We start from the raw sequence: 13,971 nt of genomic DNA, 5'->3' as shown, positions 1-13,971 counted from the left end.
TTTAATTTAAAAATTTTTTTTCAAAAGGGAATTTTGACAAGATTTCAATTTTATTTTTTTTAACTAATATTTGTTGTTCTAATTTAACTCCCTCTTTTCCATCTTTTTCTCCAATGTAACTTTCTACACATAATGTCATATTGTTTTTAATTATTCCATCATAACCAGATTCTTGGTAATCATTTTTATGATAAAGATATGGATATTCACCTGTCATGCCACAACCATGAGCAGACAGATAATATCTGTTGGCTCGATATTTATCTGGAATATTCCAAGCTTTTTCTGAATATTCTTTAAAACTCATGCCCTCTTTTATAATATTAATGTTATGCTCTACTTGATCTTTTGCAATATTATAAAGTTCTTTTTGCGTCTTTGTTGGATCATCAGGGCCACTATGAAAGGTTCTAGAAAAATCACTATAATAACCATAGCAACCGACTACATCTGTATCAAATGCAACCAATTCATTTTGATTTATTATTTTTTTACCTGTCTCTTGAAACCACGGATTAGTTTTTTCACCTGAGGAAAGAAGTCGAGTCTCACAATAATCTCCATCTTGTTCAATAATTGATTTATAAAAAATAGACCAAAGTTGGTTTTCTGAAATACCCGGCATCAAAGACTCTTTTAATTCACAAATTGCGTTCTCAGTTGCTATTAAAGAATTTTTTATACAAATAATTTCCTCATCAGATTTTATAGATCTTGCTAGCTCTATAGGTAACTGTGCGTCAACCACTTTAAATCCATTTTCCTGCAAACCAATTCCTATTGCAGCATTCATGCGTTCGAGACCTATAGTTTTTTTTGCTCCAATTAAATTAATCAATGTATTTGAAATGTCCTTTACCCATTCTTTTTCTTTAATTTTTATATTGTGACCACTTGCAACAAATGAAGCTGTTGAAGAAGTTCTTATCTCGTCAATAGTGGATAAATGATCTGACAAGTGTTCACAGCCCTTAAACTCAAAAAGAATAGATTTATTATTTGTTAAAATTAAATATCTAGAAGGTGAATTTCTAGAAGTAAATATTTGCATATTTCTGGCATCTGTTGCATATCTTATGTTTACTGCATCGCTCAATATACAGGCATCTATATTGTTTAATTCCATTTGGGTTCTTAACGAACTTAACCTGTAAGACCTTAGTTTTTTAATATCATTATTTGTAATATCTAATTTATTTGAAACAAATTCTGAACTCATGTTGTAACTTTATAAATACCCAACCAAGCATTCACATCTTTGCTTGCAATATAATCAGATTTAAAAAATTCTACTTCTTCCCATTTATTATTTTTTTTTAGTAAATCAATTTTTTTATCAAAACCATACTCTTCATGAATTCCTTCATTTATAGTAAAGCAAATCAATCCTCCTGGTTTTGTTATTCTTATAAACTCATCTAATGCATTAGGTTTTACATGACCAAAAGTAAATGTTCCAACGCACATCACTCCACCATAGAAGTTGTCCTCAACTTCTATTGGTTGATTTAAATCTACCTTTATTAATTTTTGATAAAGATCTTTTGGTACAGTATCTAGTAAAGTTTGTGATAAATCGGCTCCATGAAAATTTTTAAAACTGTATTTTTTAAGCTCCAAACCAACTAAACCTGTTCCACATCCAGCATCAAAAATTAAAGTATCTTTATTTTTTTCATGTTTGTTAAATGTTTCTGCGGTTTCTTTAGGTCCTGTATAGTTCCAATCAACCATGTCTTTATTATACTTATCTTTGTCTCCCCACTCATCGTAATACTTCATAACCTCATCGGTAGTTTTAAGTTTATAAATTGGAATTTTGTTTCCTACGTCTTTTTGAGCCATTAGCTTCTCATTTTTTGACCACTTGGATCATAAAGTGGTTCTTTAATTATTGAACAATTAAATAAATCTCCATTTATCTCTACTTGAATTTTATTTTCAGAATTAATGTTTTTTTGATCAACAAAAGTAAATGCTACACTTTTATTTATAAAATGAGCAAAACCACCTGAAGTTACATAACCAATACTTTGATCTCCATTCATAACAGCTTCATTATTTGTTACATCAATATCATTTGTTTCAACAATTAATGGTATGAGTTTATTTGAGGAATTTTCTTTTTGTGCACTTTCTTTACCAATAAACTCTTTATCCCAATTAATAAAAGCATCTAAACCTGTCTCCTTTGCTGTAAAATCTGGTCTATAATCTAAAGTCCAAGCTCCCCAATTTTTTTCCAACCTCATTGACATTAATGCTCTTCCACCAAAGGGTTTGATATTAAATTCTTTTCCAGCCTCCATTAATTCTTCATATAATTTTAATTGATAATGTGGTGCTACATAAATTTCATAACCAAGTTCACCTGTAAATGAAATTCTATTTACTAATGCTGGAACTCCACCAACAAACATTCTTCTTGAATCTCTAAATTTAAATTTTTCATTTGAAACATCGTCTCTTACAATTTTTTCTAAAACTTTTCTTGAGTTAGGTCCTGCAATGGACAATCCATGATACTCATCAGATCTATTAGAATAACTTAAATTAAATTTATCTAAATGACTCTCAAACCAACGTCTATGCATTTCTTGAGCAGCACCAGAACCAAAAACCATAAATTCATTTTCATCTAAACAAGCAACCGTTAAATCACCACATAACTTTCCTCTATATGACAACATTGGGGATAAAGATATTCTTCCTGGCTTTGGAAGTCTTCCAGCCATTATGTGATCTAAAAATTTTCTAGCATCAGGACCTTTGAATTCATGTTTTGAAAAGTTGGCAACTTCGATTAAACCGACATTTTCTCTTACATTAATAACTTCTTTTGAAACATAGTCATGTGATCTTGATCTTTTAATAGTAGGCTCTTCATGAGCATCTTCTTTATTATTTGCAAACCACAAAACATTTTCTAATCCAAAGCTATCTCCCATAACAGCACCTTGATTTACAAAACGATCATACAGCGCAGTAGTTTTTTGTTTTCTTCCCTTTGGTAAAGTTTCATTTGGAAAAGTCATAATAAATCTTCGCTCATAATTTTCTGAGGATTTTATTGTTCCATATTGAGGTGATGCATAATCTCCAAATCTTGCAACATCCATTGCCCAAACATCTATTGATGGTTCTCCGTCAATAATCCATTCTGCTACACACTTTCCAACACCACCACCTTGACAAAAACCAGCCATAACCCCAACAGCAACCCAATAATTTTTCATTCCTGGTACTGGACCAATAAGAGGACTTCCATCTGGACCAAAAGTAAAAGGTCCATTAACTATATTTTTTATTCCTGCCCGCTCTAAAGCTGGCATTCTCTCAAAACCAATTGCCAGTCTATCTTCAATATTATCTAACTTTGGCTCAAGCAACTCGTGACCAAAATTCATTGGTGTTCCCTCTACTTTCCAGGGAGTTGACTTTGGTTCATAGGTTCCAAGCAACATTCCTTTTCCTTCTTGTCTAAAGTAAATATTTCCCTCAAAATCTGTTCCAATTGGCAATCTTTGGTCACCCATTGCCTCAACTTCTGGAATAGGTTCAGTGATTAAATAATGGTGCTCCATTGGTTGTACAGGAAGATTTAATCCAGCTAATAGTCCAACTTCTCTTGCCCAAAGTCCTCCTGCATTAATAACAATTTCTGCATTAATGTTTCCTTTGTCAGTAAACACTTCCCATGATCCATCTTTTTTTTGTTTCGTATCTTTAACAACTGTGTGAGTGTAATATTTTCCACCATGAACTTTTGCCGCTTTTGCAAAAGCGTATGTAACTCCTGATGGATCAACTTCACCATCAATAGGGTCCCATAAAGCTAACAAGTATCGAGATGGATCAATTAAAGGATTTTTCTTTTTCACTTCCTCTAGAGAAATAAATTCTTGATCAAGTCCCATATATCGTGCTTTTGATCTTTCTCTTTTTAAATAATCAGCCCACACCTCATTTGATGCTAAATAAAATCCTCCACTGGGTTTAAAGCCAACAGAATGACCAGACTCTTTTTCTATCTCTTTATAAAGGCCAATCGTGTAAGCCATCATCCTAGAAATATTTGGATCAGATGAAATTACATGAACATTTCCTGCTGCATGCCAAGATGAACCGGAAGTAAGCTCATTTCTTTCAAGCAAGATACAATCCTTCAATCCAAATTTAGATAAATGATAAAGAATAGAGCACCCTACTACACCACCTCCTATGATTACTACCTTCGCATGCTTTTCCATTAGTATTTAATTTCCTTATTCACTTTTTTTAGAGATTTATCTGTGCCATGATGGAAATGTTTGCTCATGTCTGGCATATATTTCATTGAAATTGGTTTCTTTCCAATTGCAACTGACATTTCTCTTACGTGATGTGCTTCTGCTCCACAACATATACCAATAAAATTTATTTTATTTTTTACACAATCTTTTGCAAACTCTGCCATTTCAAATCTGTTACAAAACAAATTATCTAAAGCTACTGGGAATGCATTTCCACCTGGAATACAGTCGCAACCATGATCAGTGATATTTAAGAAACCAGGTTCTTCCTCTGTTGTTCTGTAAGGTACTGGAAGTCCAGCAACATGACATGAAACTTTTTCTCTAACCTTTTTTAATAATTTCATTGTCATTTCAGGTCCTCTGTAACAATTCAATCCAACAACATCAGCACCCAGATCCTCCATCATCTTACATGCATCCTCGGCACTATGTCCTTCTCTAGTTTTATCCCCTCTAGGAATTGCAAAATTACAAACTGCAATAAGTCCTGCATCCTTAATTGCTTTTAATGCTATTTTCATTTCTTCTGTCCAATTTATTGTTTCTGCTATTACAAAATCAACACCAGCCTCTTTTGCCCAAGCTACTTGTTCTTCATACATTTGTTGACATTGTTTGTGAGTATTAGGATCCCCTGGATCAAATACATTTGTATTAGCCACGTCTCCGCAAACCATAAGATCTAAATCTTTAAACTCAGCAGCAGCATCTTTTGCAATTTTAAGAGCACCTTTTTGCATTGGTTCTAACAAATGTTCTTTACCAATTATTCTGAGCTTTTCTCTATGACCGTAATAAGTAAATGCTTGAACAACATCAGATCCCGCTCTAATAAATTCTCTATGTAACTGAGTTACTACTTCCGGATGTTCTAAAACTACTTCTGGAACAAAAGGACCTGCTGATAAATATCCTCTTCTTTCCATTGCAAAAAGATATCCTTCAGCACACATTATTGGGCCTTCATTTAATCTAGTAATAAGATCTTTTTTCATAATTTATCCTTTCATTTCATTATATTGTTTGCAACCCATTTGTGGAAATGATGGGTGGGATTATCCATCACAGGTGAAAAATTTCCCCCATTATAAGATGGTGACTTTCTGCCATCCTGCATGCCCTCAATTATATTTAAATCTTCACTTTGAACTCCTTTCCAAAGTTCAAAGTTTTGTTTTCTAAGTGATTTAAATTTTTTCGAATTTGCCGCTTCGTTACCAACATAAAAAATTTCCATATGTTCTTTTGTATATTCATTATTTACTGGTTCTAGCCAGTAGGCGTAAAAATGGTCTTTATGAATCCCAAGCATTACATTTGGGAAAAGAGCAACGTATTCTGCAATATGTTCTTGATCTTTTGGCCAGTTTGGGAAAGTTGGAAATTTTAAACTACTTTTAAATCTTGGATTATAAACCATAGTACCTTGGCCAGCAAAACGATTAGGTAATCCTTGAATATGATAATGGTCATCAATTTTTGAGTAAGAGTTTAAGCCAGGATGAACCCAAGGAAGATGATAACTTTCACAATAATTTTCTATTGCAAATTTCCAATTGCATTTAGCGTTTAAATTAAAATAACCATAATCTTTTGAATAAACAATTAAATCTCTATCCTTAATTGGCCAGAATTTTTTCCATCTATCACTTAAAGGTTCAATATATTTTTCAAAATCAATTTCATTGTTGTTTATATTAACAAAAATTAAATCTAACCAAACATGTGATCTGACTTCCTTAAGCCCACTTTTTGATTTACTAAATTTATTACAACTATGTTTATTCATTCCACCTATATGAGGTGTGGCTATTAACTTGCCACCCATATCATAAGACCAAGAGTGATAAGGACATCTTATTACATTTTTAATTTTACATTTTTCTTGAAGAATTTTGTATCCTCTATGACTACAAACATTATGGAAAACTTTAATTTTATTATTTTTATCTCTTAAAATAATTAATGGTATTCCTAATAAATCAAATGGTTTTGCGTCTCCAACATTTGGTATTGAACTTCCAACACCAATTACAACCCATTTGTTTTCAAATATTTTTTTTCTTTCAACAGATAAATACTCATCATCAGTATAGCATTCATTAGGTAGACCATGAGCTTTATGAATATTTTTATTTACTACTTTTATTTTTTTTAAATCGAGTATTTGTGATAACTTTTTCATTTCAACTTTTATTTAACCTCCTTGTTTAAGTTGGAATTAAATAAAGCTAAATTTTACGATTCTCTTATAATGATTTGTTGAAATACAGTCTTGCAATTTAATATATAAACAAATTCTTTGAAAAAAAAATTTGCAGAAAATTTCATAAAAAAACTTTATCTGTTAATAAATCACATTTAAAGACAATTTAACTTCAACTATTGGTTGAAAGATATTTGCAATCTTTCCCTTGATATGTTCTAGTGATTTATCGAAAATTAACTAACGGAGATATAATGAAAAAATTAAAAACAATTCTATTTTCTGCGATTTTAGTATTTGGCATGACTTCTTTTGCAAATGCGTGTGGAAAATTAGTTATAGCCGAACAAAACTGGGCATCTGCCGAGTTAATGGCAAACGTTGATAAAATCATTCTCGAAGAAGGATATGGATGTGAAGTAGAACTAGTACCTGGTGCTACTATGCCTACATTTACTTCTATGAATGACAAAGGAACACCTGACATGAACCCTGAACAATGGGCGAATGCAGTTTACACTCCTCTAAAAAAAGCGGTAAGTGAAAAAAGAATAATTATTGCAAATAAAGCTCCAATTACAGGTCTAGGAGAAGGTTGGTGGTTAAATCCAGCAGCTTTAGAAAAACATCCAGAGCTTAAAGGAATGACAGCAATGCAAATCTTAGAACGACCTGATTTATTTCCAGATAAAGAAGATCCATCAAAAGGAGCGTTTATGGGATGTCCTGCTGGTTGGGGATGTCAATTAGCTAATGCAAATTTATACAGAGCGTTTGAAATGGAAAAAAAAGGTTGGAAACTTATTGATCCAGGTTCAGCTGCAGGTTTAGATGGTTCTATCGCTAAAGCATCAGACTCTGGTGAGCCGTGGTTTGGCTATTATTGGAATCCTACATCAATGGTTGGAAAATATAATTTACAGCCAGTAGATTTTGGTGTTCCTTTTGCAGGAAGAGATAACTGGGATAATTGCATTACCTTAGCAGAACAAGATTGTGCAGATCCAAAACCAACTGCATGGACAAAATCTGAGGTAAACTCAATTGTAAGTGCTAACTTTGCGAAAACTGGTGGAAAAGATGTTCTTGGTTACGTTGAAAATAGAACCTATCCAGGTACAGTAATGAACAAAATGTTAGTTTACATGGCTGATAACCAGGCTAAAGGTTCAGATGCTGCAGTTGAGTTTTTAATTAAGCATGAAGATATTTGGACTAAGTGGGTATCTTCTGATGCTGCAAAAAAAATCAAAAAAAGTTTATAATTAACTTTTAATTACGAGCCTATTTAATATAGGCTCGTAAAGTTTAATATTTATGGAATTTTTTACTGAATTTCCAGAAATGGGAAGAAGATCCCAAATGGAGCTAAGAAAAGGTATTGACTTAGCTTTTAGAAATTTTTCAAGAGAATATGGAGACAATATAGAAGCATTTTTTGATCCATTATTATTTTTTTTAGTATCATTAGAAAAATTATTATTATCTACACCATGGATAATAATTATTGCAGTAATTTGTGGTTTAGCATGGTTGGGTTCAAAAAGTTGGAAATTAGTTACGGGAAGTGCAATTGCTTTTTTGTTAATTGGTTATTTTGGAATGTGGGAAGATTGTATGGCAACAGTTGCAATTATTACTGTATGTACAATCATTTGTATTGTTGTTGGTATTCCAATAGGAATTGTAATGGCTAGATCCTCTAGAGCAGAAAAAACAATACTTCCTGTTTTGGATATGATGCAAACAATACCAAGTTTTGTTTATTTGATACCAATTTTAATGTTGTTAGGTATAGGAAAGGTTCCAGGATTAATCGCTGTTTGTGTTTATGCAGTTCCTCCAATTATTAGATTAACTAATTTAGGTATTAGAGAAGTAGATAAAGAGACTTTAGAGGCTAGTGAAGCTTTTGGAGCAACTACAACTCAAAAATTAAAATCTGTTCAAATTCCGCTAGCTTTACCCACTGTTTTTGCTGGTGTAAACCAAACCATAATGATGGCTTTAGCTATGGTGGTTATTGCTTCTATGATAGGCGTAAAAGGTCTAGGCGTACCAATATTAAGAGCTGTTTCTAACCAATATTTGGCTCTTGGTATGATGAATGGATTAGCAATAGTTGCTCTTGCAATTGTCTTTGATAGAGTCACTCAAGAATATGGAAGAAGGATCCAAAAGCATAGAGGCCAGATAAAATAATTTATTATTTGTTGCATCGAATTTTCTAGACTCATATTTCAAAATAAATAAAGATCTTCTCTATGAATTTTTCATTGGAAATAGGACCTAAAACTGAGGTTGATACAGTTCCAGCTTTATCTGACATTTATATAACGATGCTACCTGGGGGTGATTACAGAGAAACTGCTGATAAAGCAGTAGAGCTTGTAAAAAAAGGATTTAACCCTGTACCTCATTTTCCAGCAAGATCAATGCATGATGATATTGAACTAAAAGATTATGTTACAAGATGCAAAGATGGAGGAGTGAAGCAAGCACTAATTATTGGAGGAGGAAGAGAGCCTCTTGGAAAGTTTGATAGTTCATTTCAACTTTTAGAAACAGGTTATTTTGAAAAAATGAAAATAGGAATAGCTGGACATCCAGAAGGGAGTCCTGATATATCCGACACAGATTTAGAAAAAGCAATGACAGATAAAAAGCCTTATGCTGATTATATAGTAACTCAATGGTTATTAGATCCTCAGCCTATCATTGATTTTATTTCTAAACAAAGCGTGCCAGTGCATGTTGGAATCACTGGGCCCTTAAAAATATCAAGCTTGATTAAATTTGCTAATATCGTAGGGGCAAAAAATTCCTTAAACTTTCTTAAATCTAATTTTAGTAAGGCGTTGGATTTATTGAAACCTAAAGACCCTAATGATTTAATTGGGAAAGTTAAATCGCACACTGATAACTTCCACATTTATACATTCGGCGGCTTGAAGGAAACTAACAAGTGGTTGAGGGAGAATAGTTATGTCTAATGAATTTGACTATACTAAATTAAAACATGTTACTTCTGTTGATCAATCAGACAGAGAAGTACCATACAACTTAAGACAAAGTGGGCCAACAAAAGTTGAAATGTTAATTTCAACAAGGGTAAGAAAATCACCTTATTGGCATTTATCAATGCAGGCAGGTTGTTGGAGAGCAACTGTATACAATCGTATTTATCACCCAAGAGGTTATGTAAAACCTGAAGATGGTGGAGCGATGGTTGAATACGATGCTATCGTAAACCATGTCACAATGTGGAACGTTGCTGTTGAAAGACAAATAAGAGTTAAGGGTCCAGATGCAGAAAAATTTACTGACTATGTGATCACTAGAGATGCAACTAAAATTTCACCAATGAGAGCAAGGTATGTAATTTTATGTAATGCTTATGGTGGAGTTTTAAATGATCCAATTCTTTTAAGAATATCTGAAGATGAATTTTGGTTTTCATTATCAGACTCTGATATTGGAATGTATCTTCAAGGTGTAAATGCAGATGGAAGATTTGATTGTACAATTGACGAAATTGATGTGAGCCCAGTTCAAATACAAGGTCCTAAATCAAAAGCATTAATGAAAGATTTGTGTGGAGATCAAGTAGATTTTGACAACATGCCTTTCTATGGATTAGCTGAAGCAAAAGTTGGAGGAAGAGATGTTGTAATTTCACAATCTGGTTTTTCAGGAGAGGCTGGATATGAAATTTATCTAAGAAACTCTACTTTATATGCTGAAGATATGTGGAATGCTGTGCTTGCAGCTGGAAAAGCACATAACTTAATGGTTATTGCACCAGCGCACCATAGAAGAATTCAAGCTGGAATTCTTTCTTGGGGTCAAGATATGGATGCTCAACATAATCCTTTCCAATGTAATCTAGGTTATCAAGTTTCATTATCTGGGAAAGGTGAATGGCAAAAAAAAGGTGACTACGTAGGTAAAGCTGCTCTTGAAAAAATGGGTGCTGAACTAAAAGAAGGAAAAAAACCATATAAACTTCAATTGGTTGGACTTGAATTTGGTGGGAAGCCAGTTGAAGATTATGCGCCTGACTTTTGGTTAATTTCACCAGAGAGTGGTGGAGATCCTGTAGGATTTATTACGTCTCCTTGGTATCACCCTGAGAAGAAGCAAAACATTGCAATGGGATATGTACCATTCGATGGAACTTTAAATGCAAATGGTTTTCCAAAAGGAAAAGTAGGAACTAAATTTAAAGTTCATCTACCTGAACAATATTCAGATACTCCAGGAACACCTGTTGATGCTGTAGTAGTGGATATTCCATTCAAAGAGTCTTTCAACGCTAACACAAGAGAAGTTGTAAAAGGCTAAATTTATTCTGGGGGAGTTATTTAAACTCCCCCAAATTCAATGACAAAAGGGTTTTTAATCGCAGTTTGCATTATTATTGTGATTGCTTTAATAGTATTTCCATTAATCGTTTCTTACAAAGCTCAAAGAAATAAAAAAGATAAAAATTAATGTTTGGTGAATTTTTAAATATAGTTTTCAAGTCTATAAAATTAGATAAGACGCTTTATTCTGATAACAAAAATTTTGGTGAAGCCTCAATATATTTTGCAGGCTTAATAATGATTTTAGATGGAGTTGCTGGTGCAGTAGCAGCTAATACTGTCATTAAAACTGCAATAGGAATGTCAGGTTTGACGGCAATAGTGACTTGGTTAATATGGGCTATCTTCATTTTTGTTATAGGTGTTAAACTTTTTCCAGATAAACAAACTAAAGTATCATTTAAAAAAGTGCTAACTGCAGTTGGTTTTGCGCATGCTCCTGGATTATTAAGATTTTTTGCAGTAACTCCAGATTTAATGATCCCTATAATTTTTCTTACTCAATTTTGGATTTTTGCAGGTTTAATAATTTCCACAAAACAAATTCTAAATTTAAAATCTAATTTTAAATCTTTTGGTATTGTCCTGTTGTCATTTTTAATAATTGCATTTTTGTCGATTTCTTTTGTAATGAGCAGAATGAACATGCTCCCAGTCAATCAGATTAGCTAGATTGGAAAAATAGTTTTAGAAACTCTACAAGATTTACAAATTTTAAAGCCAGTTAAAATTAAATTTTGAGATACACTCTCATCCTCTTCTTTACATTCATCACAAATATTATTTAAATCTTCACTGTTGTCTTGGTCATTAATTTCATCAAAATTATCAGTCATTATCTGTTAGCCCTGCACCTGCCCCACCTTGCTTTAAACTCTCAGATTCTTCTACAAAAGTATCTTCGGACAATTTATATAAATTCTTCCACTCTTCCTCAGAAAAGTTATCCATATTTTCTAAAAAACTGATCTCCAAATTATTTGCGACAGATGGAAAGTCATTATTTGCAATGTTTGAGTAGATATTGACGTTTAAATTTAAAATAATTTCTTTTTTATCAAGGTTTATTTGGATTTTTTTTCCAATAATTTCTGATGCTCTACTTAAAAAAGCTAAAAAAATTGATGGGTAAGCAACGTTATTAAGTTCAATTTTTTTTAAGAGCTCTAAAGATTTTGATTGGTCTAAAAAACTAACTCCAAGGATAATTGGACAATAAGGTTTTGCTGAAGGTTGATTTTTTTCTAATATTAGATTTAAATTTTGAAAACTATTTTCTTTCCTATCAGAAAAATAATTATTTATATGTTTGATACCTGGAAGACCAAAGGACTCTAATAATCTTACACACTTTGCTGTTTCTTCAGCAACTCCCCATGAATATCCACTAGCTTTAGTTGCTCTTTTAACAGTAGTTTCAATTTCACTTAATGATCTCATTTTAAATGTTATTTTTATAAACCCACTGCTCATCGTAATTTTTTAACTCATGAGGTAGGGGTGCCCCTTGAAACATACAAATTCTTAACCACTTATCAGACCTTGGATCAAATTTTAAAGCTCCAAAGAAAGATAGCTTTAACCTTAACATATCAATAGGCATTATGTTTTTACCAATTGTATTATCTTGAATTTCTGAATAAGGAAATTTTTCAACTATAAAAACTCTTCTAACAATATGTCTCAACTCAGAATTTTTTATTAAAAAATCAGATATAGTTTGACTATTTTTAGAAACCAATAGTATTTCGTGAAGTTTTTTTATGTCTCTTGCTATAGCTAAAGGTTGTTCTAATTCTGAACCATGTTCTTCAAATCTATCAGCCAATCTTGGCTCTTCTTTGTTTTTTGAGATAAACCAAAAATTTTGATTATTTTCTTTTTTTTCAAAATTTATTTGTAAAATATTTGGATATTTTTTCTCAATTATATTTCTTAACTCTTCTACAGTTCTATGAGCTGGTATATTGAAATATTTTTCTTCATCAGAGCTCATTTCTTTTACTAAAGGTTCGGTTATTTCACTATATGGTTCCATCATAATGGATACAACATACTCAATACATTCTTCGCATGTTTCTTGTTCAAGCCACTCATAAATATTGTTGAAAGGATACTCTATTGCAAAATCAAACTCATTCTCAATAAATTTCAAAAATTTTTGAATATCTTTCATTAAATTATTAATTTTATTTTTTTGATATTCGCTATCAGTGTTCCAGCTTGTAATATTTGTTAATGATTTTTTTACACAATCAACAAATAGTTCACTATCCTTTTTATTTACATTTTGAATTTCTCTAATTTTTTTTAAAGCTTTTTCTCTACTTAAGATCCAGTTATTTAAAAGTGTTGGATGATTTACAATAAAAGGAGCCATTCCTAATCCAGTAGAATTTCCAATACCTAAATTTTTAGAGATTTTCTCATCTAGTTTAACTGCTTTTGTTGGGTTCTTGTGATAAGCAACATGATTTACTTGGTCAAAAGTAAATTGTCTTACAAGATAAACCAGCATCATTTCTAATCTAAATGGTCCATTAATTTCCTCACGATTTTTAATTCTAAACCTATCTGCTAAACCAAATTTACCAGATCCATAAACAGCAGTAGTTCTGTACAAATATCCAACTTTTGATAATAAATTTAAATCTGGTTGTAATCCTTTACTTAAATTCTCAGTTACATGATTGAATAATCTTACAGATTTATTTGCTCTTGATAATGTAAGTTCTTTATAAGAAAGTCTTCCGACTTCTTGTTTGGGAACTTCATTTTTCAATCTTTCAATATCTTTTTTACCTGGCACTCCATCATGAAGTGTAAAGGCTGCATCCCACTTAGTAGCTATAACCCTGTCTGATCTTTCTTCATCTTTGATATGATTTGCAAAACAAACTAATGAATAAATTCTTTTGTCTTTTTTAAATGAATATACTGCCTCACCATAACCATTTTCATCTAAATTAAATAAATCTTGTTTATATTCCCAGTCTTTAAATTCATTCAAAAAACTCCTTAAAAAAGATAATTTAGATTGATGGAACGATCCCAAACGGGATAATTTCATAATAGTATTTGGATCTCTGAGTTCTATTTGCAT

At 31.9% G+C, this 13,971-nt stretch carries 13 protein-coding genes; 5 read left to right on the top strand and 8 right to left on the bottom strand.

All coding sequences use genetic code 11. The features are described from left to right. Position 1: 1 nt before the first annotated feature. The 5 genes from ACQY31_RS07095 to ACQY31_RS07075 are packed head-to-tail and all read right to left on the bottom strand — an operon-like array spanning position 2 to position 6,480. Positions 2-1,219: a M24 family metallopeptidase gene (locus tag ACQY31_RS07095; RefSeq protein ID WP_428079787.1), complete on the bottom strand. Its 1,218-nt coding sequence runs from the start codon at positions 1,217-1,219 to the stop codon at positions 2-4. After that, entirely contained in the window at positions 1,216-1,845 is a 630-nt protein-coding gene (locus ACQY31_RS07090; protein ID WP_428079786.1) for a class I SAM-dependent DNA methyltransferase, read from the bottom strand. Before ACQY31_RS07090 ends, ACQY31_RS07095 begins: the two co-directional genes overlap by 4 nt. Beyond that, positions 1,845-4,250 (bottom strand): GcvT family protein, encoded by a 2,406-nt coding sequence (locus ACQY31_RS07085; RefSeq protein ID WP_428079785.1) that lies wholly within the window; start codon positions 4,248-4,250, stop codon positions 1,845-1,847. Before ACQY31_RS07085 ends, ACQY31_RS07090 begins: the two co-directional genes overlap by 1 nt. Then, positions 4,250-5,290 (bottom strand): homocysteine S-methyltransferase family protein, encoded by a 1,041-nt coding sequence (locus tag ACQY31_RS07080; protein WP_428079784.1) that lies wholly within the window; start codon positions 5,288-5,290, stop codon positions 4,250-4,252. The genes ACQY31_RS07085 and ACQY31_RS07080 overlap by 1 nt, the downstream gene beginning before the upstream one ends. Positions 5,291-5,301: 11 nt before the next feature. Further along, a complete protein-coding gene (locus ACQY31_RS07075; protein ID WP_428079783.1) occupies positions 5,302-6,480 on the bottom strand; it encodes an aromatic ring-hydroxylating oxygenase subunit alpha in 1,179 nt (392 codons plus the stop codon). 275 nt (positions 6,481-6,755) lie between these two features. Between ACQY31_RS07075 and ACQY31_RS07070 the strand changes: the two genes are divergently transcribed. From ACQY31_RS07070 to ACQY31_RS07050, 5 genes are all read left to right on the top strand, one after another. Beyond that, positions 6,756-7,766 carry a glycine betaine ABC transporter substrate-binding protein gene (locus ACQY31_RS07070; protein ID WP_428079782.1) on the top strand — a complete coding sequence of 337 codons (1,011 nt, stop codon included), beginning with the start codon at positions 6,756-6,758 and terminating at the stop codon, positions 7,764-7,766. Between the two features lie 52 nt (positions 7,767-7,818). Continuing rightward, positions 7,819-8,703 (top strand): ABC transporter permease, encoded by an 885-nt coding sequence (locus ACQY31_RS07065; RefSeq protein ID WP_428079781.1) that lies wholly within the window; start codon positions 7,819-7,821, stop codon positions 8,701-8,703. Between the two features lie 62 nt (positions 8,704-8,765). Continuing rightward, positions 8,766-9,494: a methylenetetrahydrofolate reductase gene (locus ACQY31_RS07060; protein ID WP_428079780.1), complete on the top strand. Its 729-nt coding sequence runs from the start codon at positions 8,766-8,768 to the stop codon at positions 9,492-9,494. Further along, entirely contained in the window at positions 9,487-10,845 is a 1,359-nt protein-coding gene (locus ACQY31_RS07055; protein WP_428079779.1) for an aminomethyl transferase family protein, read from the top strand. Before ACQY31_RS07060 ends, ACQY31_RS07055 begins: the two co-directional genes overlap by 8 nt. Before the next feature lie 149 nt (positions 10,846-10,994). Then, positions 10,995-11,540, top strand: a complete 546-nt coding sequence (locus ACQY31_RS07050) for a hypothetical protein (RefSeq protein ID WP_428079778.1) — start codon at positions 10,995-10,997, stop codon at positions 11,538-11,540. Here ACQY31_RS07050 and ACQY31_RS07045 read toward each other — a convergent pair. From ACQY31_RS07045 to ACQY31_RS07035, 3 genes are read right to left on the bottom strand one after another with little or no spacing between them, the layout of a single operon-like run. Further along, positions 11,537-11,704: a hypothetical protein gene (locus tag ACQY31_RS07045; protein ID WP_428079777.1), complete on the bottom strand. Its 168-nt coding sequence runs from the start codon at positions 11,702-11,704 to the stop codon at positions 11,537-11,539. The genes ACQY31_RS07050 and ACQY31_RS07045 overlap by 4 nt on opposite strands. Beyond that, on the bottom strand, positions 11,697-12,308 hold the full coding sequence (locus ACQY31_RS07040) for a DUF3726 domain-containing protein (protein WP_428079776.1): 612 nt from the start codon (positions 12,306-12,308) through the stop codon (positions 11,697-11,699). Before ACQY31_RS07040 ends, ACQY31_RS07045 begins: the two co-directional genes overlap by 8 nt. Before the next feature lies 1 nt (position 12,309). Next, complete coding sequence (locus ACQY31_RS07035; protein ID WP_428079775.1) at positions 12,310-13,971, bottom strand: hypothetical protein; 1,662 nt, start codon at positions 13,969-13,971, stop codon at positions 12,310-12,312.

Source organism: Candidatus Pelagibacter sp., assembly GCF_965262185.1.
Taxonomy (GTDB): Bacteria; Pseudomonadota; Alphaproteobacteria; order Pelagibacterales; family Pelagibacteraceae; genus Pelagibacter.
The sequence above is the reverse complement of the archived record's forward strand: the minus strand, read 5'-3'. Positions and strand labels throughout refer to the sequence as shown.